General features: G+C 56.7%; 17 protein-coding genes and 1 pseudogene. 10 read left to right on the forward strand and 8 right to left on the reverse strand.

All coding sequences use genetic code 11. From position 1 onward, the window contains the following. Window positions 1-47 precede the first annotated feature (47 nt). The 8 genes and pseudogenes from WCA85_RS04655 to WCA85_RS04690 all read left to right on the forward strand — a co-directional run bounded on the left by WCA85_RS04655 (window position 48) and on the right by WCA85_RS04690 (window position 11,698). Window positions 48-827, forward strand: coding sequence for a hypothetical protein (locus tag WCA85_RS04655; RefSeq protein ID WP_424061999.1), 780 nt, complete (start codon window positions 48-50; stop codon window positions 825-827). A 15-nt stretch (window positions 828-842) separates the two neighbouring features. Next, window positions 843-1,077: pseudogene (locus WCA85_RS04660) on the forward strand (tyrosine-type recombinase/integrase); the annotation flags it as partial. A gap of 241 nt (window positions 1,078-1,318) precedes the next feature. Then, window positions 1,319-1,609: a hypothetical protein gene (locus tag WCA85_RS04665; RefSeq protein WP_424062000.1), complete on the forward strand. Its 291-nt coding sequence runs from the start codon at window positions 1,319-1,321 to the stop codon at window positions 1,607-1,609. A gap of 369 nt (window positions 1,610-1,978) precedes the next feature. Continuing rightward, a complete protein-coding gene (locus WCA85_RS04670; RefSeq protein WP_424062021.1) occupies window positions 1,979-2,611 on the forward strand; it encodes a recombinase family protein in 633 nt (210 codons plus the stop codon). A gap of 52 nt (window positions 2,612-2,663) precedes the next feature. Then, window positions 2,664-5,861: a helicase-related protein gene (locus WCA85_RS04675; protein WP_424062001.1), complete on the forward strand. Its 3,198-nt coding sequence runs from the start codon at window positions 2,664-2,666 to the stop codon at window positions 5,859-5,861. Beyond that, a complete protein-coding gene (locus WCA85_RS04680; RefSeq protein ID WP_424062002.1) occupies window positions 5,858-6,646 on the forward strand; it encodes a DUF4391 domain-containing protein in 789 nt (262 codons plus the stop codon). Before WCA85_RS04675 ends, WCA85_RS04680 begins: the two co-directional genes overlap by 4 nt. A gap of 138 nt (window positions 6,647-6,784) precedes the next feature. Beyond that, window positions 6,785-8,671 (forward strand): site-specific DNA-methyltransferase, encoded by a 1,887-nt coding sequence (locus tag WCA85_RS04685; RefSeq protein ID WP_424062003.1) that lies wholly within the window; start codon window positions 6,785-6,787, stop codon window positions 8,669-8,671. 9 nt (window positions 8,672-8,680) lie between these two features. After that, the gene (locus WCA85_RS04690) at window positions 8,681-11,698 is read left to right on the forward strand and encodes a type III restriction-modification system endonuclease (RefSeq protein ID WP_424062004.1); all 3,018 of its coding nucleotides are present in this window, start codon (window positions 8,681-8,683) and stop codon (window positions 11,696-11,698) included. 452 nt (window positions 11,699-12,150) lie between these two features. On the opposite strand, the gene rplI is transcribed toward WCA85_RS04690, so the two are convergent. The 7 genes from rplI to WCA85_RS04725 all read right to left on the reverse strand — a co-directional run bounded on the left by rplI (window position 12,151) and on the right by WCA85_RS04725 (window position 17,850). Continuing rightward, on the reverse strand, window positions 12,151-12,603 hold the full coding sequence (gene rplI, locus WCA85_RS04695; RefSeq protein WP_424062005.1) for a 50S ribosomal protein L9: 453 nt from the start codon (window positions 12,601-12,603) through the stop codon (window positions 12,151-12,153). Between the two features lie 27 nt (window positions 12,604-12,630). Then, on the reverse strand, window positions 12,631-12,906 hold the full coding sequence (rpsR, locus tag WCA85_RS04700) for a 30S ribosomal protein S18 (RefSeq protein ID WP_035550554.1): 276 nt from the start codon (window positions 12,904-12,906) through the stop codon (window positions 12,631-12,633). A 2-nt stretch (window positions 12,907-12,908) separates the two neighbouring features. Further along, entirely contained in the window at window positions 12,909-13,208 is a 300-nt protein-coding gene (priB, locus tag WCA85_RS04705; protein ID WP_007182110.1) for a primosomal replication protein N, read from the reverse strand. Between the two features lie 50 nt (window positions 13,209-13,258). Beyond that, window positions 13,259-13,633, reverse strand: a complete 375-nt coding sequence (gene rpsF, locus WCA85_RS04710) for a 30S ribosomal protein S6 (protein ID WP_074763847.1) — start codon at window positions 13,631-13,633, stop codon at window positions 13,259-13,261. Between the two features lie 144 nt (window positions 13,634-13,777). Further along, window positions 13,778-14,917: a site-specific integrase gene (locus WCA85_RS04715; RefSeq protein ID WP_424062022.1), complete on the reverse strand. Its 1,140-nt coding sequence runs from the start codon at window positions 14,915-14,917 to the stop codon at window positions 13,778-13,780. Between the two features lie 273 nt (window positions 14,918-15,190). Continuing rightward, the gene (locus WCA85_RS04720) at window positions 15,191-16,006 is read right to left on the reverse strand and encodes a restriction endonuclease subunit S (RefSeq protein ID WP_424062006.1); all 816 of its coding nucleotides are present in this window, start codon (window positions 16,004-16,006) and stop codon (window positions 15,191-15,193) included. Further along, window positions 16,003-17,850, reverse strand: a complete 1,848-nt coding sequence (locus tag WCA85_RS04725) for a restriction endonuclease subunit M (RefSeq protein ID WP_424062007.1) — start codon at window positions 17,848-17,850, stop codon at window positions 16,003-16,005. Before WCA85_RS04725 ends, WCA85_RS04720 begins: the two co-directional genes overlap by 4 nt. Before the next feature lie 169 nt (window positions 17,851-18,019). Here WCA85_RS04725 and tnpB point away from each other — a divergent pair, with 169 nt between their 5' ends. Together tnpB and WCA85_RS04735 are read left to right on the forward strand one after the other, a co-directional pair. Continuing rightward, window positions 18,020-18,211, forward strand: a complete 192-nt coding sequence (tnpB, locus tag WCA85_RS04730; RefSeq protein WP_424062023.1) for an IS66 family insertion sequence element accessory protein TnpB — start codon at window positions 18,020-18,022, stop codon at window positions 18,209-18,211. 145 nt (window positions 18,212-18,356) lie between these two features. Continuing rightward, window positions 18,357-19,538, forward strand: coding sequence for a GNAT family N-acetyltransferase (locus WCA85_RS04735; protein WP_424062008.1), 1,182 nt, complete (start codon window positions 18,357-18,359; stop codon window positions 19,536-19,538). Window positions 19,539-19,690: 152 nt separating this feature from the next. Here WCA85_RS04735 and WCA85_RS04740 read toward each other — a convergent pair whose 3' ends face one another. Continuing rightward, a complete protein-coding gene (locus tag WCA85_RS04740) occupies window positions 19,691-20,503 on the reverse strand; it encodes a mechanosensitive ion channel family protein (RefSeq protein ID WP_424062009.1) in 813 nt (270 codons plus the stop codon). Between the last annotated feature and the right edge of the window lie 34 nt (window positions 20,504-20,537).

A 20,537-nucleotide genomic window follows, 5' to 3' on the forward strand; every position in this document is an offset into this window, starting at 1 on the left:
TCGCCGTAGCCGGTCATGCATGTGACGGAGTCGATCACTGGATCGTCGTGTCCCAGACATGCAACCTCTACAACCAGTCCCTTGACCGCGTGCCCGTGTTTGAGGTGGTTGGAGCGGCGCTGCTGGATAGCTGCAGCTCTGCAAAGACCAGCGGGCATGATCCGCGCGTGCTCCATGTTCAGGCACAGGATGTAAACGGCAACGGCACGATATCGCTAAGCGTGAACATTCAGGTCCGCAAGTGGTTGCCACGCCCTTTTCTTTCAGACATCCCGAAGCCGCAGTATGCGGTCGTAGATCCGCCCAGACCAGACTGGTCCTCCAAGCCGACCTGGCTTGATAATTTGTCTGGTTGGATTGCGCGCGGCTACACGCGGGTTGCATTGCCGGATGAATTCAACACTGCGCTGGAGAACTCGAAACTGAAAACCGTTCTCGAAGACAAGGTGCCGAAGGACAAAGGCGATATTTACGGCATCTATCTCTCGATCCAGCAGGATTCGGAGAAACTCTGGGAAGATGCTTTGGGACTCATGCCGCCGCCTTACAACCTCGAGATCGTAATCATAGTGCAGGACGACCAACTGCGCATTCCGCTGAAAGAGCGGGTTGTTAAGCAGATCTTCGAGGACAAGGTCGAAGATCCAGAGAATCGGGGTGGAAAAATCACGCGCGCTGAGCTCGCGCGGCGCTATCAGCTTCGGCTTTCGCGTCACGGCATCCATGTGCGGGGGATGGCCGAAATCGATTTGCAGGAACTCAGGCAGCTGGTTCGATACTCGATGGTGGACCATCTGTCGAACTCCGAGTTTTCGGCGTTGGAATGAGGGTGAGCTAAAGAGACGCCCTTAACGCCGGCGAACGACCCACGCGATGGTCCGGCGCCGAGCTGCCGCAGCGAGCATCGCGACGAAAATCGGCCACCACACGTTTCGCGCGACCGGTATCACGACGTACGTGAAGAACGGCGGTATGCTGAAGAACGCGGCGGCGATGGCCAACCACGCGTCAACGCGCACCACGCAGCTCCATGACAGGCGTCACGAAGGCATCAGCTTGGACGAGGTGGCGCGTATTCAACGGTGTTCTGCGACGCGATCACTAGCTATGATGACTCTCGCGAGATACGCCAATCGCGTCTGGGTCTCGGGCGGACCCTGAGTGTCCCGTCATGGACGGCAGACTCCAACTGTACCTACATCACGCCGCCTGTCCTGAATTTGTGTTGGCGTTTTCACATGCTTTGAAGATGGATTGAAGACGTTCTTGAGCTGTGAACGAGTCCACCAAGCAATCGAGCCGTGCGCGCAAAAGGCCCATGATGAATTCCGAATTGGCCGCCGAATTGGCAGATGAGGCACAACTGAAAGCCGCTATACGCGAGTTGCGCAAGCTGAGAAAAGAAAGCCAGCCTCTTAGCCGTGCATGGTCCGATACACGGATTGCTAGACAGAGGTATGAGCGGGAATATGCGTTCGCGGTCAAGCAACTACAGCAACGGGAGGACCGTATTATGGATGAGCTATGGCCCTATCTCGCCAAGATCGACACACTAGAGAAGCAGGTGAGGAAGTTGGACCGCAAGATGCGGAAAACGCAGTCCGGCTAAGCTCACCCGACAGCTGTAAGAAGGCCGCGCGGCAGACGTTGCCTTTCAGAGCCTCACACACCGCCTTATTGAGATCAGCGCCGACGACCATACCGCTTAGCTGCGCAAGGACGCGGCCTGCCCGTGTCGAATCGGCGTCCAATGTCAGCGGGAGGATGGAGACCAATGAGAATAGGGACGCGGGCAGCCGCGCACCTGTTGGCGTCCAACAAACGGTGGTTTTCCGAACACAGACCACCCTCATGCGGAACTATGTTGGGAAAGTCGCCCGACTGTTAAAATTCGCGTCAATTTTTCCCCGTCGCGAAATCGTCCATGAATCAACCGATTGGCTATGCACGAACTTCGACGGATGACTAGAATTTGAACTTGCAGCGCGATGGGCTAAACGTCGCAGGGGTTCCCTCCATCTCTGAAGAAAAAGTGAGCGATAAGGCTGCTGGCCGCCCGGAACTTGGCCACTGCCTTAAGGCCTTGCGCGCGGGTGGTACCCTCGCGGTGTGGCGACTGGCTCGGCTTGAGCGCAGCTTGCCCGATTTGGTGCGAATCGTCGCCGAGCGGGAAGACGGGCCCATCGGCTTCGAGAGCATCACCGAAAAGATCGAGACCTCCAGCGCGGTTGGCAGGCGAATAGTCCATGTCATGGCGGCGTTGGCGGAGTTCGAGCGCAATCTGATTCGGGAACGCACGCAGGTCTCTTGTCGCAGCGCGCGCACGAGGCCGGGCTGGAGATCAAAAGCCGAAGCTGGATGCGTGACAAAAAGAGAGATCAAGCGACCAATGTCTGACCCGATCATCCCAGGCAATCAGATCGCGCAACGCTACAAGGTCTCACGGACAACCATTTACAAGGTGGCACCCCGGAGCCTAAAGGCGGCTGTCGGCGCGCAAGCGGGGTGCAGTTACACCGGCGAGATACCTAATGAACGCGGTAGAAATCGAATCCGCAACTCAGACACGCGCCCCATCCTTTTGCAAAATTGGTTCCGACGCCGGTGTTGATTGAGGTCGCATCGGGTCAAGGTCGCGCGATGTCACAGGGGAGTTAGAAGTCATGAAACTCGTAAAAAACAGCGGCTCAGACCGGGTCATTGACCTGATGCGCCCGCATCTGGAGCCGGGGCGGCAATTGGGATGCGTCACACCGTTATTCTCGTTGTTCGCTTTCGCTGAACTGCGCGATGTGCTCGCGAGGTTGGGACGGGTGCAGCTCATCCTTCCCCCGGCTGATGACGCACTGGACTTCCTTGGCGGTGAGGGCGACCGCGCTGCACGCAATCGGCTGCAAGCCCGTTGGCTGGCTACCCAGTGCGCCAGGTGGCTGGATGACCGTGTTGAGTTGCGACGCGCGCACGGCCGCGTGCCGCAGGGCGCCGCTGTCATGCGTGCACCCGACGGCACGGCTGGCCAGGGAGTGATGGGTTCGTTTGCGTTCAGTACAGATGGCTTGGGCCTGACGCCCGGCAACCCGCTGAATCTCATCCAAGCGTCTGAATCGGCCGACGAAGCGGCACAACTCTCCCGATGGTTCGATCAGCAATGGTCCACGCTACAGGCGCAGCCTGACAGCCGGGCGGCCCTGATCAAACTTCTGCATGGGATGGGGCATCACCGCGCGCCATCCACGCTCTACGCCCTGATCCTGAATCATCTGTTCGGCAATCGTGGCGAAGAGATGGACGAGGAGCGCATCGTCAAATCGGCCACGGGGATCCGCAACACCGTCGTCTGGAAGAAATTGTTCAAGTTTCAGCGCGACGGTGTTGTCGGCGCCATTGACAAGCTGGCACGCTTTGGTGGTTGCATCATTGCAGATAGCGTCGGACTTGGAAAAACCTTCGAGGCCCTGGCCGTCATCAAGTACCACGAACTGCGCAACGATCGCGTGCTGGTGCTGGCGCCCAAGCGTCTGCGCGACAACTGGACGCTCTACAAGGCCAATGACAAGCGCAACGCGCTCGCGGCCGACCGGTTTAACTACGACGTACTTAACCATACCGACCTGTCGCGTGACGGTGGCCACTCCGGCGATATGGATCTGAACCATGTGAACTGGGGCAACTACGACCTTGTGGTCATCGACGAGAGCCATAACTTCCGCAACAAGAAATCGCCACGCCAAGGTACGGAGACCCGGTACGACCGGCTAATGCGCAAGATCATCAAGGAAGGGGTCAAGACCCGCGTGCTGATGTTATCGGCCACGCCGGTCAACAACCGCCTGGCTGATCTGAAAAATCAGATCGCCTTTGTCACCGAGGGCGACGACACCGCGTTGGTTGATCACGGCATCGACAGCATCGAGCAGACTACGCGCAAGGCACAAGCCCAATTCAACCGCTGGCTGGACATGGACGAGGCTGAGCGCACACCCGGCCACCTGGTCGAGATGTTGGGCTTTGATTACTTCACGCTGCTTGATCATCTGACCATCGCGCGTTCACGCCGACACATCGAGAAGTACTACGGCACGGCCGAGACCGGCAAATTCCCGGGCCGCCTGCCGCCTATCAATATTAAGGCCGACGTGGATCTGGCAGGCCAGTTCAGCGCTATCAGGGACATCAACCTTGAGATCCGGCGCCTGAACTTGGCCAGCTACGCGCCGCTGCGCTACGTGCTGCCGAACAGGCAGGCCGCCTACGATGCCAAATACAGCACTGAAATCCGGGGGGGCGAGAGCTTCTTCCGCCAAGTTGACCGCGAAGAGAGCTTGATCCACCTGCTTCGGGTCAACGTGCTCAAGCGCATGGAGAGCGCGGTGTCCTCGTTCTCGCTGACTGTGCAGCGGCAACTCAAAGACGTTGACGCTGTGCTGGCTCGCATCGAGAATCACGCCGAGGGCATCGAGGAAATTGACATTGCTGATGTGGATATCGACGACCCGGCATTCGAATCACTGCTGGTAGGGCGCAAGGTTAAGGTGTTGCTAGGCGACGTGGACCTGATCCGGTGGAAGCAGGACCTCGTCGAAGACCGCAATCGCCTGGCCACGTTGCTGGCCGCCGCCCAACAGGTAGACGCAGCGCGTGACGCCAAGCTAGCCGAACTGCGCGATATGATCGGGCGGAAGTGCCGCGCGCCCATTAATGCTGGCAACCGCAAGATCATCATCTTCACCGCGTTCTCAGATACGGCGCAATACCTGTATGCCAACCTCGCGCCGTGGGCTAGGTCCGTTCTTGGTGTGGATGCCGGGTTGATCACTGGTAGTGCCGGCATCCAGACCACCTTGCCTGGCTTGCGCAAGAATATGAGCAGCGTGCTGTCGGCCTTCGCACCGCGCGCCAAGGAGCGCCCGGCAGATATGGCGGCGGAGGGAGAAATCGACTTGCTCATCGCCACAGATTGCATCTCCGAAGGTCAGAACCTGCAGGACTGCGACTGGCTGATTAACTACGATATCCACTGGAATCCGGTGCGGATCATCCAGCGCTTCGGTCGTATCGACCGTATCGGCTCGCCTAACCAGAACATCCAGCTGGTGAACTTCTGGCCCAATATGGAATTGGAGGAGTACATCAACCTGGAACAGCGCGTGAGCGGGCGCATGGTGCTCCTCGATATCTCCGCTACCGGTGAGGAAAACCTTATTGAGCAGCAATCCGGTAACCCGATGAACGATCTGGAATACCGACGCAAGCAACTGCTCAAGCTGCAGGATACGGTCATCGATATTGAAGACCTGTCCACTGGCGTCTCCATCACTGACCTGACGCTAACCGATTTCCGTATCGACCTCGCACAACACAGCAAGGCTTATCCTGACCAGCTGGAACTTGAGCCTCTTGGTGCTTGCGCGGTTACGACGAGCATCGATGCCGACACCCCGCCTGGAATCATTTTTTGCCTGCGGGCTGAGGGGGCGTCGGCGGTTGAGGCCAAGGATTCAGACTATCCGCTCGCGCCACACTATCTCGTTCACGTGGCTGACGATGGCGCTGTGCTGCTGCCCTACACCCAGGCAAAGCGCATTCTTGACCGACTGAAGCGCCTCGCCATGGGCCACGACCTGCCCAACTCCGACGCGTGTGCCTGTTTCGACAGAACGACGCGACAAGGAGAGGACATGCGTCACGCGCAGCAGCTGCTTGCGGCTGCAGTGGCTTCAGTGGTTGGAAAGAATCAGGAGCGGGCCGTGGCGAGTCTGTTTAGTCCCGGTGGTACCCATGCCATGAAGGGTGAATTTGCGGGCAACGATGATTTTGAGGTGGTGGCGTTCATGGTCGTCCTGCCCGAAGGCTTCGCGTGACAGCACAGGATCTCATCACCTCGCTCGATCTCCCTGGCGGTTGCCGGGTCGATCAACGCGTACCGAAGAAAATGCTTATCGACAACGGCGCGAGCACCGCCTCCGATAAACGTCAAATCAATGAAGGTATTGAAGAGATCCAGTGGGTGGCCGTGCTTAAACCCAACACCATCGGTATTTCCGCATATCGGGACGAACAGCGGGAATATACGGAAATCGCAGTGCTGGTTGTTTTGTTGCGGGGTACGAGCGAAAAACCGGTGCAATCTGCGAGACTGGGCGAACTGGTGCATCGGGCGGTGCCTTATCCCGTGATACTGCTGCTGGAGGCGAAGCAGTCGGTAGTGCTTTCGCTGGGGCACAAGCGTCATGCGCAGAATGAGACCGGCAAGGCGGTACTGGATGATGGCGTGGTAAGCATCGTTCTGCCCGACGACGCGCCGTCGCCGTCAATGCTGCAGGCATTCATGCATGGTTTGGCGTTAACGCGTCAGAGCCGGACAAATCTCTTTGCGCTCTACGATGGGCTCGTAAGCGGTGTGGAGGCATTGCAGGCAGCGAAGTTAACGGGCCTCTTCGAGAGGGCCAGCTCTCCAGAAGAGGTGGCCGCTCGCCGGTTAGGACTGGTTGCATGCCAGCACCTTAAAATGCACGTTGCGCGCGTGCGCGCGCAAGCGTCCAAGGAAAAGCAACTGTCCCGGAAAGTGGCGCTGAACCTTGAGCTCAAACGCCTGGAAGCCGCGTTGGCAGCAGCTTTAACAGGTTTGAGCGGGCGAGCGCCATGATAGGCCCTGAGGGTTTTGATCGCGTCGGTCGCGGCGGAGTAATCACGTCGGTTTCCGTCACATTTTTTTCGAGAGCTCATCGTGACAGGATTCCTGTTACAGGCGAGACCTTCTGATTTTCTGAATCATCCTATCCCCATGAAAAAAATCGACGCAGCCTCTGAACAAGCCCAATCGGTGGACTTCAAGGCTCACAACATCGCCACGCTCAAGGCGCTGTTCCCGGAGCTCCTGACGGAAGGCGCAGACGGTCCGGTCATCGACATCGAAGTGCTGAAAGAACTTGTTGGTGATGCCACTGCCATCCACACAGACGAAAAATATGGCCTCAACTGGCACGGAAAGCGCCGCGCACGGCAACTAGCACTGACGCCCTCTGTCGGTACCCTGCGACCCTGTCGGGAAGACAGCGTCGAATGGGATGCTACCCAGAACATGATGATCGAAGGTGACAACCTCGAAGTTTTGAAACTGCTGCAAAAGAGCTACGCGGGCAAGGTCAAGCTCATCTACATCGACCCACCGTACAACACAGGGAAGGACTTCGTATATCCGGACAACTTTCAAGACAACATTCGCAACTACCTTGAGCTGACCGGGCAGATGGAAGGTGGCAGGAAGATCGGCAGTAACACGGAAGCCAATGGGAGATTTCATACCGACTGGCTAAACATGATGTATCCACGCCTCAAACTCGCACGCGGTCTATTGCGCGAGGATGGCGTGATATTTGTCAGCATCGATGACGGAGAATTTGATAGTTCTCGTCGGATTCTTTCGGAGATATTCGGTGAAGAAAATTACCTTGCCACCTTCATATGGAAGAGAAAGGCGGGCGGCGGCGACGACAGCGGACACGTTGCCGCGGAACATGAATATGTAATCTGCTTTGCCCGAAACGCCGCGAAGGCGGGAATCGCATCGGTTCTACATGAAAGTCCCGCCATGACGGCGAAATACAATCGCGTAGAGAATGGCAGGAGGTTTTATCTCGAGAGGCTGGACAAAACAAGCCTCACCTATAACGAATCAATGGATTTTCCGATTGAATGTCCCGACGGAAGCTGGATCAACCCGCCCCAGCCCGACCCCTCCAACCCGACCACGAGCTGGCGGTGGGGGCGCAAGACTGTGGCTGAGCGACGAGACGAACTAACGTTTCAGAAAGACAAGTCGGGGGAATGGAGAATCTATTCGCGCACATGGGAATCGCTGGACGGCGTTACGCCGAGAAGCCTCCTCGTCGACAAGGCACATGCACGCAATCGTGATGGCACGCAGGAATTGGATGCGTTGCTGGGACCGAAGGTTTTCAACAATCCGAAACCAACAAAATTCTTGACACACCTTTTGAACATCGGTGCGAAAGAAACGGATGCGATCGTACTTGATTTCTTTGCGGGGTCCGGGTCGACCGGGCATGCACTTATGCAGATGAACGCAACGGACAATGGCCAGCGGCGCTTTATCCTTGTTCAATTCCCAGAGCCCGTAGGGCGCGAAGATTATCGTGACATAGCTTCAATCACGAAGGAGCGGTTGCGCAGGGCAGGCGCCAAGGTCAAAGCCGACAACCCGAATTACCTGGGAGAGGTGGGCTTCAGGGCGTTCAAACTGGATACGTCGAATATTCGCGCGTGGAACCCAGATCGCAACGATCTGGCACGCACACTGCACGACCATATTGAACATATTCTGCCCGGACGGTCCGAAGATGACATCCTCTACGAGCTGCTGCTTAAGCTGGGCCTTGACTTGTGCGTACCCATCGACGAGCGCCAGTTAGCGGGAAAGGCAGTGCATAGCATTGGCGCAGGCGTGTTGTTCGCCTGCCTTGCGTCCCACATTGACTGTGATGAAGCGGAACCTCTCGCGCAAGGCATCATTGGATGGCGCAATCAGCTTGCTCCCGCGGGCGACATAACCTGTGTGTTTCGCGACAGCGCCTTCGCCGATGATGTAACCAAGACCAATCTGTCGGCGATCCTCGCGCAATCTGGCATCCAGAATGTGCGCAGCCTTTAAGGAGCGGGTATGAAACTACACTTCGAGCCAAACCTCGACTACCAGCTTCAGGCCATCGAGGCAGTCTGCGACCTGTTCCGTGGCCAGGAGGTATGTCGAACAGAATTCACAGTGACGATGAAGGCGCTAGGCGGCGTATCCGATGACCCGTTTTCCGAAACCTCGCCGCAACTGACGCTGGGCATCGCAGAGTCGGATCTGGGCGTCGGCAACCGGTTGACCCTGCTGGATGAAGAACTGTACAAGAATCTCGCCGATATCCAGTTGCGTAGTGGCTTGCCCCCGTCCTCTAGCCTGGCTTCTGGCGATTTCACTGTCGAAATGGAGACCGGAACGGGAAAAACCTACGTCTATTTGCGCTCGATATTCGAGCTGAACAAGCGCTATGGTTTTACCAAGTTCGTGATCGTGGTTCCGTCGGTGGCGATCAAGGAAGGCGTCTACAAGTCCTTGCAGATTACTGAGGATCACTTCAAGGGGCTGTACGCGGGAGCACCCTTTGAGTATTTTCTATACGATTCCGGCAGGCTGGACCAGGTACGGACCTTCGCCATTAGCGCTACGATCCAGATTATGGTGGTCACTGTTGGCGCCATTAATAAGCGCGACGTCAATAACCTGTATAAGGACAGCGAGAGGACAGGCGGTGAGAAGCCCATCGACCTAATCAAGGCCACGCAGCCGATTGTTATTGTTGATGAACCGCAGACAGTGGATGGCGGACTGACAGGCGCGGGAAAGAAGGCACTGGAAGCCATGAATCCGCTCTGCACGCTGCGCTATTCGGCGACTCACATCGACAAGCACCACATGTTGTTTCGCCTCGATGCCGTGGACGCCTACGAGCGCAAACTTGTAAAACAGATAGAAGTTGCATCGGCCAGCGTGGAGGATGCACACAACATGCCGTTCGTGCGTCTGGTGTCAGTGAGCAACAAACGCGGAACAGTCACAGCCAATGTCGAGCTGGACCTGGCCACGCCAAGCGGTATCAAGCGGCAGGAAGTTACCGTTTATGACGGGGACGACCTCGAGCAGACCACCCGGCGCGCTACGTATGCAGATATTCGTATTGGTGAAATTAGCGCGGCCAGAGGCCAGGAGTTTGTCGAGTTGCGCTATCCCGGGGGCGAGATGTACCTGCAGAAGGGGCAAGCTCATGGTGACATCGATGCGCTGTCACTGCAGCGGGAGATGATCCGCCGCACGATCAGGGAGCACCTGGACAAGGAAAAACGCCTGCGTCCGCTTGGCATAAAAGTCCTCTCGCTGTTCTTCGTCGATGCCGTCGAAAGGTATCGCTGCTACGACGCTGAGGGCAGTCCCGTGAAGAGCGAGTACGCGCGCATTTTCGAGGAAGAATACCAGCGCGGGGCGCGCCTGCCCGCCTATACGAGCCTTTTTGCCGGGATCGACCTCGCGAGTGCGGCGGAGCAGGCGCACGACGGCTATTTTTCTGTCGACAGGAGCGGAGGCTGGTCGAATACGAGTGAAAACAACGCGGGCAACCGGGAAAATGCCGAACGTGCCTACAACCTGATCATGAAAGACAAGGAACGTCTACTTTCTCTCGACACGCCCCTCAAGTTCATTTTTTCTCATTCGGCGCTGAAAGAAGGCTGGGATAACCCCAACGTATTCCAGATCTGCTCGCTGCGGGACATCCGGAGTGAGCGAGAGCGCCGCCAGACTATTGGACGAGGATTGCGCCTATGCGTGAATCAACAAGGCGATCGCGTTCGTGGTTTCGAGGTTAATACGCTGACCATCATTGCCACCGAGAACTATGAGCAGTTTGCCGAAAATCTGCAAAGGGAGATCGAAGACGATACGGGCATTCGTTTTGGGGTCGTGGAGCAACACCAGTTCGCGGCCATCGCGATAGGCAGCACGGGTGGGCAGACGGTCGCTCTCGGACTCGAACGGTCAAAGGCACTCTGGGAATATCTCAGAGGCGGGAACTACATTGACAGGAACGGGAAGGTACAAGATTCGCTGAGGACTGCGTTGAAATCCGGAGCATTGGAACTGCCGGTGGCGTTCAAAGAGCAAAGCGGTCAGATCCTGGAATTGCTGCGCAAGGTGTCTGGGCGCCTGGACATCAAGAACGCCGACGAGCGCACACCCGTGCCCGTCCGCAAGGCCATCTACCTCAGCCCCGAATTTAAGAGTCTGTGGGACCGGATAAAACATAAAACCACCTATCGCGTGGATTTTGACAACGCGAAGCTCATCGCGGACTGCGTTGTAGCTCTAGAAAAGGCGCCGCCAATCGTCAAAGCTCGCCTGCGATGGCGCAAGGCCGACATCGGCATCGGCAAGGCGGGCGTCGAAGCCACAGAGAAAGCTGGGGCATCAACTGTCGTCCTGGAAGAGTTCGACATCGAGTTGCCGGACCTGCTCACCGATCTGCAGGATCGCACTCAGCTCACCCGCCGCACTATTGTCGAGATTTTGACCGCCAGCGGACGGCTCGATGACGTGAAGCGCAACCCACAGCAGTTCATTGAGCTTGCAGCTGAGATCATCAATCGTTGCAAGCGGCTCGCGCTGGTCTACGGTATCAAATACCAGAGGCTCGGCGACGAACATTTCTATGCACAAGAGTTGTTCGATCAGGAAGAACTGATGGGCTATCTCAAGAACATGCTGATGGATACAACGAAATCCGTCTATGAGCATGTGGTATACGACTCCAACACCGAGCGAGACTTCGCCGACGCTCTGGAGAAAAACGATGCGATCAAGTTGTATGCCAAACTGCCCGCCTGGTTCAAGGTGCCTACACCCTTGGGCACCTACAACCCTGACTGGGCGGTGTTGATTGAGCAGGATGGCGCGGAGCGTTTATATTTCGTCGTCGAAACGAAGAGCAGCCTGTTCACCGATGAACTACGCGACGGGGAAAATGCCAAGATCATCTGTGGCGGGGCGCACTTCCTAGCATTGGAGCGGGATGAATCTCCAGCTCGATATGTCAAGGCGCGTTCAGTTGATGGCGTATTGGCGGAGGTCTCGAAGGCCTAAGCGCACGCACGTAGCACGTAAAGCCTTCGCTTACGAAACCTGTGTTGGATCTGGCGCCAAGGCGACCAGCGGTTCAACTGGCGGTCGGGACGGACCACGAATGGGAGCGTCTCCGTGGAAGATGACGGATCATGCAACAGTCAACCTGCACGCTGAACACCTGAACATCGGACGTTCTTGCTCCAGACCTTCTGGACACCATTCCGTGCTATTCGTCATGTCCAGCGACGTCTACCGCGTTGCTCACCTGGTTTGCTAACGCAGGTCATCGCGATGAGATGGATATCAAGTGAACAACGACGCGGGCGAAGCATCGCAAGACGACAAAACGTGACTCCATATCGCTCGGTGACGGCGATTGCGGACAAAAAAAGGCAGAGGCCAGTTGCCTGGCCCCTGCCCCTCGTCGCCGGAAATACCCCGGCGACCTGACTTCTTTTGATGCCTGATGCTTAGACGTGTTCGCCGATCACAGCCACCGTCACATCGACGAGAACGTCGGTGTGCAGCGAGATCTGGACTGCGTGCTCGCCAACCAGCTTCAGCGGGCCTTCCGGCAGACGCACTTGCGCCTTTTCCACTGCGAAGCCTTGCTTGGCCAGTGCTTCAGCGATGTCAGCGTTCGTCACCGAGCCGAACAGACGGCCGTCAACGCCAGCCTTCTGAGCGATCTGCACCGTCGAACCGGCCAGCTTTTCGCCTTGGGCTTGAGCAGCTGCCAGCTTTTCAGCAGCGACCTTTTCGAGGTCAGCGCGGCGAACTTCGAATTCAGCGATCGCGTCTTTCGTTGCGCGGCGAGCGCGCTTGTTCGGGATCAGGAAGTTACGTGCGTAACCGTCCTTCACCTTGACGATATCGCCCAGGTTGCCCAGATTGACGACTTTTTCCAGAAGAATGATTTGCATTCAGATGCTCCTTATCGCGTCGTCGGGTTAGGCCTTGTGCTGGTCGGTGTACGGCACCAGCGCGAGGAAACGTGCGCGCTTGATTGCCGTATCCAGCTGGCGTTGATAATGCGACTTCGTACCCGTGAGACGCGCCGGCGTGATCTTGCCGTTTTCGCCGATGAAGTCCTTCAGCGTATCGAGGTCTTTGTAGTCGATGTGATCGACATTAGCGGCCGTGAAACGGCAGAACTTCTTGCGCTTGAAGAGCGGATTTTGTTGCTGACGACGCTTGTCGAATTTTTTACCAGTCGGGCGGGGCATGTTCAGTCCTTTCCAATGTCCTGCAATGCTGTGATGTGAAATACCAGAGTTCTTGCGTTGCGGTGCTTTTTAGCCAGGAAGCCTGTGAAGAGCGTTTCCACGCCCATCTGACAGCTTTCCAGCTTACCGCTCGCCTCGCCTGCGGCTACCGCCTGCATGGTCAGTTCGACTTGCCGGGCAATGCCGGCTTCGACGACTTCCGTGCGGTGGTGCAACGTGCAGCCTGCAATCGGAACGCCGGCGGGTGTGTACCGCACCGGTTCGCGTTCGACGACGCTGGCCGTGAGTTGCAGCCGATTCATGTAGCCTTTGGCGAGAACGACGCTTTTTCTGGCAGCTTAAATAATGTGTCTTAAGCCTGCGCTTCGGACGGTTGCGTAGCAGCCGACTTCTTGGCTTCTTCGCGCTGCACTTCCTTCATCATCGGCGACGGGGCCGTTTCGGCCTTCTTCAGCTTGACGATGAGGTGACGCAGAACTGCGTCGTTGAACTTGAATGCGTGTTCCAGCTCGTCGAGCGTGGTCTGGTCGCATTCGATGTTCATGCAGACGTAGTGAGCCTTCGCGAGTTTCTCGATCATGTAGGCCAGCTGGCGGCGGCCCCAGTCTTCGATACGATGGATCTGGCCACCGTGCGAGGTGATCGTGGACTTGTAACGCTCGATCATTGCGGGCACTTGCTCGCTTTGATCCGGATGCACGATAAATACGATTTCGTAATGACGCATATTCACTCCTTGTGGATTAAAGCCACCCGGGCGTCGGAACCGGTGTGGCAAGTGTGCAACCCTATATTATAGGCAGTGGTGGTTTGGCGCGCAATAGCTCGCGGTCGCTTCAGCGAGTCGTAAACTGCGCCACGCAAATCGGTTTCATGGAAGTTTTTTCGCCAAATCTTCGGCGCGTGGGTGGTAATAGCGCATCAGCATGCGCGGATCTTTGTGGCCCGTGATCTTTGTTAGCTCATGTAATGGAAAGATCGACGCTAAGCGCGACGTGGCTTCGTGCCGGAGATCATGGAAGCGGAGGTCTGTTAGAAATTTGACGTCCGGCCGTCGGCTAACTTTTCTGCACTCTTCAATGTAGCTTTTGCGCGCACGCGCTACCGCACGCTCGAAAGCTCTCGTAACGGCGTCGCTGCGAATTTCAAACACTCTTTGCTTATCGTCGCCTACACCCTCGTTCATGGGGGCGACTTTTGAGTCGCGCTCCGCGCAACTGTCTAGCAAGGCTTGGAGAACTGCGATGGCTCGGGAGGATAACGGAACGTCCCGGGCGTTACCGTTTTTCGTGGCTGGCAGGTGGGCGACTCGGCGCTTGAGATCCACATGCTCCCATCGCAGCGATACGATTTCTCCCCGTCGCATGGCCGTTTCAACGGCCATCCAGATGATGGGGGGCAGAAGCGCAGAGTTGCTAGCCGTCACAACACGCTTGAGTTCGCCGTCAGGCGCGCCGCGCGCTGATTCAGCGTCGTCGGCGTTTGGAATTCCTACTGGAGGCTCCCCGAGAGCAATGCGTCGCGTCCGTGCATTGTTCGGCAGCGGCTTCCGAATTAGCTCGACCGGATTCGACAGGCTCTCCATGCCCCATTCCTTGCGGGCAACGTTGAACACATGCGAAAGAACAGCCAGGCGACGCAGTACCGTGGCAGGCTTGTAGTCCTTCAGCCAGACGTCCCGAAGTCTCGCAATGTCGGCGCTCCGTATCGTGGCTAGCGGCCGTCTCGCCAAGTGAGCGGCTTGGAAGGTCTTCAAGACGGAAGCCTCTTGTGCCGCTCCCTTCTTTGAGAGCGAGATGTCTTCCTCGTACCGTTTCAGCGCTTCATAGAGCGTTGTTGCCTCCGCTTCGCTCCGGCTAACCCATACCCCGCGCGACATTTCCGATTCGATCATGTTGGCCCAGGCGTCCGCCTCGGCCTTGGTAGTGAAGGTCTTGCTTTGTGCGGGGTAGCCGCGCCGGCGTACCTGCGCCTCCCATTGGTACTGCCCACGCTTTCGAATGGTCGGCATGTTGCAACGCTCGCTTGAATGAGGTGTGGCAATATTGTGGCAAATAATCACACAGGGCGCCAGAAGCACGATATTAGTTGGGTTGGTTTTTACATTCGCAATGCGAAGGTCGGGAGTTCGATCCTCCTCCTCTCGATCACGCGGCATCGCATACGATACCTTCGTCGTCCGCTCGCTTATGCCCAAGACGTAACTAACAGGACGCAGCCGGGGATCAGCGAACGCGCCCGAGGCGCCTGTCGATCCCGTCGCCCCCTAAGCTTGATCTACACACTAGAGCAACGCCAACGTTCTAACGTCGCGCTCCCTGTCCGTCGTTAGAGGCGGAAGTTCCTTTAGTAGCGCTGTTATCGCTGCCACGCTGCGATCAAGCGCTTCCTCCTCTATTTGCAGCATGTCCACAGCGGCGGTGTTCACCGCAGAGTTGCCGAGTCGCGCGGCGACTCCATCCAGGACTTTGTGCCACGCATCATTTGCTATCTCAAGCGCCTGCTCGCGTTCCTGTAACGCACGTACGATCTGTTGCGCGATTTCGTCTTGTTCGGTCGACGTCGGAACGGGGATCAACGTCTTGGCAACATCCTCATCGAGTATCGCCGGGTAACTTGACCCGGTACTCCATTTTCGAAACTGCTCCAAGGTGCTCGGTAGCCGCAATGCATAGTGGAGATAAAACGGATTTATTCCCGGCTTAGCGCGAACAACCGAAAATCCAGTCGAAGCTATTTGGTTGTGAAGCTTTGGCGGCACCACGGCTACCGCGCCTCGCGTGGGGCGGCAGGTCGATATCAGGATGTCGAACGCGCAGACAACCTTTCGCGCCCGTGAAGGTGCGTCTGAGCCCTCGACCTCTTGGGCAGTAGTTATGCCGCCCACCATTACGTCGACACTCGATATGTCGATGTATTGGAAAACATCGTCCGGGTTTCTTGAAGGATCTCGCTTGTCCTTTGTGATCGTCGCCACTTCATCCACGCGTTTAAGCAACGCTGCAGGAAACTTGCTGATTTCCTCAGGCGGCAAATGGAAATCAATATCCCATCGGCCTGCGGTTTGGAGCTCGGAGCGCTTTTTAATCAGAGTCTTCATTGCCAGCTCACCTCGCCCAGGAACGCTTCGACAGCCTCTTGCACATCGCTTCCAGGCTTTGCTCTGCCGGTTGCGTCGTACCCAAGATTAGACACTTCGCAAAGAAGCGTCTGATCATTTACGTGCGGCGTCTCTCCGGTAGCGAGCTTCTGGAAGATGCATAGGCACGTTTTGACAAGTGCACCGTACGGTGCAAAAGCGTCTTCAGGAAAAAAGAAGAGCGCTTTCACCTTTACGACATTTTCGAGCCACTTTCGCACAAACAGGCCGCTCTTACCCTTCATCATATGCTCCGGCAAAACAATAGCCATTCGCCCTCCAGGGCGAAGGAATTGTATGCTTCGCTCTAGCCCAAGGACTTCCAATGGGAGAGACTTTTTCTTATGACCGAGTTCAAATCGACCCATGATTTCCATGGTCTCCTGGCGCATGATGCTACCAAACGGCGGATTGGTAAGTATCACGTCAAACACGGCCGGATCATGTTTTCCATCATCCCGTAGCGCCGTGATATCGGGATAATTCTCGAAGCTCAGCAATGCGTCCAGATTCCGGATATTCGTATGGCCGTCGTCATTCAGCATCATATCGGTCATCGCAATACGGACCATCCGATCGGATTTCTCAATCCCATGTAGATGGAAGAATTTGAATTCGCGTAGGTCGCGATCGGTGATCGTGTTACCTTGATGTTCGGTCACATATTGCGACGCTTTCGTCAAGAAGTGCCCTGAGCCGCAAAACGGATCAAGAATATGCTCGCTTGCCTTCGGTTGAATAATGGCAACAGCGAGCTCAACGATTGGGTCAGGGGTGAAGTACTGCCCCATTCCAGCTCGAATGGCTGGACCCAAAATCTTTTGAAATGCCCGGCCTTTAATGTCTGCGTTGCTGTCGATAAGGGAAAATTCTTGTAGCCGTTCTACGACCCTAAACAGAGCAGCATCTGATAAACGGATCTGCGTTTTGAATACGCCTCGCGAGCGCTCGTAACCCGGGATTTTTTTTGTGTATGCTTCGATATCCACCAGTCGAGCCTCTTCATACAAGACGCGAATGTTGGAAGCGACTTCGGATGCGTTACTTGCACCGTAGGCTTGAAATCGGAATGCTGCGCCTACCGGAAGCCCTGTCGTTTGCCGTTCGTCATATATTTTCGTGTAGATGACTTTGCAGATTTCATCTAGTGCCTCGTCGGCGTGAAGCCCGTCGATGTCGCGGGCAATGCTGTGACAATCGAAAAGAACGCGGTCGTATTCGTTGTCCAGGAGCTTCAGTCCAGCTGCTCTGCCGCTCCCGTCCGCGGGCAGCTCGCGAACGAGCTGAACGCGAACGCGTGTTTCCAGCCCGTACGCAGGCAGGTCCGGTATGTACTCAAAATCATTGGGGGCGATCTTTTTGCGGATTGTTTTGACCCGGTCTCCATCCGTAACTAGTCCAATCGTGGCAGTGTGCGTCGACGCAAGATAAGTTTCGAGTTGACGTTCTGCTTCTTTGAATTCGTCCTCGGATGAGCCTCGTTTTTTTGTTTCAACGTAAAGAAACGTGCGCCTACTCGCATTCTTTATGGATATGTCTGCTTGGTTTTCCGTTGACCCCATTTTTACGGGCTCTTCAATAATTATCCGCTCGCCCAACCATTCAGAAGGGTAGCTATAGGCGTCAAGCAGTTGCGCTAGAGACCACTGGCGAACGAATTCCTCAATCGTGTACTCTGCGCCTTCATAGGTTCCTCTTGTGGCGAACCACGCTTGGGCGCGCCGGCGTGCCTCAGTCACATCGCCGTGAGTGGCCATAAGCCATTGATCGGGAGGGATGAGGCGAAACTTTCCGAGTAGGGCCATTGAGTAACTTGCACCTGCATAGAAGAGGGATCGTATTTTGTCACGACTCGCTCGCATGCAGACTGGATCGGGCGGTGCGTGCTAGATAGTTCAAAAATTTCACTCTAAGGCGCTGAGCAAAACACTGGACGCGACACCTTGTGGCAGCAAGGAGTGTCGATGTTTCGGGCTGACGTGGCTAGCCGCAGGCGTGACGGACATGCGTCCCAGATTCAACGGTCTCGCGGCGAAAGTGCAAACGGTATTCGAACGCGATTCATTCTTCGATCACGTGATTGTGTTTCGCGGCAAACGCGGTGATCGCCGAGGAGATGTCGTAACCGCATCAACAACCCCGCAGGACTTAATGACGACCGTATGAACACCTCAAAGATGTGCGTCTGAACCACATCAAATCGGTCTCCCAAAACGCGCTACTTTTGGCTACACCTCGGCCAATGGTAGTCTTACCCTGACGGGTAAACAGCGTTGCGCGGGTTTACGACCCGTGATGCGGGGGTAACGATATGTCGGTCCCATTGCCACACCCGGCCCAGTGCGGGCTAGAGGTGCGCGGGTTGCAGCACGACGTCAAAACGATCACGGATCTGGACGCTTTCAAGGCTATGCGTCGCGAGTGGGATCAGCTCATCGCCACTGCTCACGCGTATTCGTTTTGCATCACCTATTCCTACTGCGAAGTGGCGGCTTCACGCGTGTTATCGGCGGGTGGCATCGTCAACGTCATTCGGGTGTATGACGAGCGCGGATTGTGCGCGCTATGGCCCGTGGCGATTCAACGCAAGGGCCTGTTTCGTGTCGCCAGGGCACTGAGTTGTGGCGCTGACGAGGAGTACGGCGGCCCGCTTATTCGCGACGAAACCAACTTCGAGGTGTTGACGCTTCTGATGCAGGCGACCGCTGAAATCCGTGCGGACGTTCTGCGGGTGCGATTTGTCGTGCGCGATAGCACGTTGCATCGGGCGCTCAACTCGCGACGGCAATCCTGGTTTCTGCCGATCGTTCCCAAAGGACTGCGGGACGACGTGCCAGGATACTCGATCAACTTGCGTCAATATCCACGCTGGGATGACTTTGCGGCGACGCGCTCAAAGTCGCTATTCAGCGACTCGCGTCGCAATCTGAAACGGCTCAATACCAAGGGCCAAACAGAATTCGGATGGTGCAAGACGGCCGAGGATGCCGAAGCGGTCCTAAGTTGGCTTTTCGCCAACAAGCGGCGCTGGGCCGAGTCACGCCAGTTCGATACGAAATACCTGATGGGCGACGAGGTCCGCGACTTTTTTATCGAACTGGCTCGTCGAGTTGATTTGCCTACGACGCCACTTGTCACCTTTCTGAAGGTCGATGGTGTGCCGGTCGCGGCGTCGGTCAACCTGGTGGGGCAAGCATACTTCGAGGGCTTCATCACGACTTATGATGAAGCCTTCGGCGCTTGCACTCCCGGCAACCTGATGCACGAATTTTGCATGAAGTGGGCGCATGAAAATGGCCGTGATTTCGATTTCCGTCCCGTTCACACCGCGTACAAAGCTCGTTGGGCAAACCGCGAAACCAGCCACAGTACGGTTTCCATTTTTCTGACTGTACGTGGCCGACTCGCGGAATTTGCGCTGCTGGCCGGCTACTGGGCTCGTGTGAAGGGAAGGCTCCGTGAGAGTCTGGCTCGCCGGCGACGCGAGAAATGACTCGCCGTTGGTACGCGATTGGTACACGGTGCCAATCGTGCCAACCGTAACATCAGGTATCTAAACGGAAAACACTCTTTTCCATCGGTTACTTGCAGACCTGCCAGGCCCAGACCTGGGTTGATCGAGCCCATCCGAAAACACACAGTCCATCACTGCACGGCCACCGCACAACCTGCTTGCGTCAACGCATCCCGCGCATGACTGCGCAGATCGTCACGAGCCAGGGGCGCATCCGGACTGCGCACCCACGCTGCGATCCTGAGTTTCACGCCGCCTGACTTCGGATAGCTCGTCACCGACACCACCGGCGCCAGCGTCGTGCCCGTCAATACGCGCGGTTCATCTGCGACCAGCTTTTTCAACTCGCCAATTGCCGCATCGACATCCTTGCGTTGCGCCAGGTCGACGTCGACTTCAATTCGCTCGGTGCCGCCGCTGCTGTAATTGATAACCGGATTGCTCCAGATCAGGCTGTTCGGCACGTACACGGCGTTGCCGTCGCTACGTTCGATATGCGTCGTAAAGAGGCCAACCTCGCGCACGATGCCTGCGGCAGCGCCGCTACCTTCGATAATGTCGCCGGCGCGAAACGGCCGCAGCATCAGTAGCATGATGCCCGCCGCGATGTTCTGCAGCGTGCCCTGCAACGCCAGTCCAATGGCGAGGCCGGCGGCGCCGAGCACGGCGAGCACGCTGGCAGTCGCAATGCCGACTTCGCTGAGCGCGGCGATGAATACCACTGCGCGTACCGCCCATGTGCCCATCGCCTGGAGCATCGGCCCGAGCGTGGGATCGGCACGGGTGTGCGCAAACGCTTTGGCAAACACCACGCCGATCCGGTTGGAGAGCCACCAACCCACGGCCAGGATGGCGGCGGCGACGATCAGATGCAAGACATCGTGCGCCACGGTCGCGAGCAGGGCCGGCTGGAAGTGCAGGAGTCGTGTCAACAGGTCGTCCATCGTTGGATCTCGCTTTCTTTATGCGGGGATATCC

Source organism: Paraburkholderia sp. (genome assembly GCF_049581445.1).
GTDB lineage: Bacteria > Pseudomonadota > Gammaproteobacteria > Burkholderiales > Burkholderiaceae > Paraburkholderia.

Coding starts and splice junctions, on each gene's coding strand:
- WCA85_RS04675 (WP_424062001.1), top strand. CDS start 2,664: ATGAAACTCGTAAAAAACAGCGGCTCAGACCGGGTCATTGACCTGATG.
- rpsR (WP_035550554.1), bottom strand. CDS start 12,906: ATGCCCCGCCCGACTGGTAAAAAATTCGACAAGCGTCGTCAGCAACAA.
- WCA85_RS04665 (WP_424062000.1), top strand. CDS start 1,319: ATGATGAATTCCGAATTGGCCGCCGAATTGGCAGATGAGGCACAACTG.
- rplI (WP_424062005.1), bottom strand. CDS start 12,603: ATGCAAATCATTCTTCTGGAAAAAGTCGTCAATCTGGGCAACCTGGGC.
- WCA85_RS04690 (WP_424062004.1), top strand. CDS start 8,681: ATGAAACTACACTTCGAGCCAAACCTCGACTACCAGCTTCAGGCCATC.
- WCA85_RS04725 (WP_424062007.1), bottom strand. CDS start 17,850: ATGGCCCTACTCGGAAAGTTTCGCCTCATCCCTCCCGATCAATGGCTT.
- WCA85_RS04740 (WP_424062009.1), bottom strand. CDS start 20,503: ATGGACGACCTGTTGACACGACTCCTGCACTTCCAGCCGGCCCTGCTC.
- WCA85_RS04735 (WP_424062008.1), top strand. CDS start 18,357: ATGTCGGTCCCATTGCCACACCCGGCCCAGTGCGGGCTAGAGGTGCGC.
- priB (WP_007182110.1), bottom strand. CDS start 13,208: ATGAATCGGCTGCAACTCACGGCCAGCGTCGTCGAACGCGAACCGGTG.
- rpsF (WP_074763847.1), bottom strand. CDS start 13,633: ATGCGTCATTACGAAATCGTATTTATCGTGCATCCGGATCAAAGCGAG.
- WCA85_RS04715 (WP_424062022.1), bottom strand. CDS start 14,917: ATGCCGACCATTCGAAAGCGTGGGCAGTACCAATGGGAGGCGCAGGTA.
- WCA85_RS04685 (WP_424062003.1), top strand. CDS start 6,785: ATGAAAAAAATCGACGCAGCCTCTGAACAAGCCCAATCGGTGGACTTC.
- WCA85_RS04720 (WP_424062006.1), bottom strand. CDS start 16,006: ATGAAGACTCTGATTAAAAAGCGCTCCGAGCTCCAAACCGCAGGCCGA.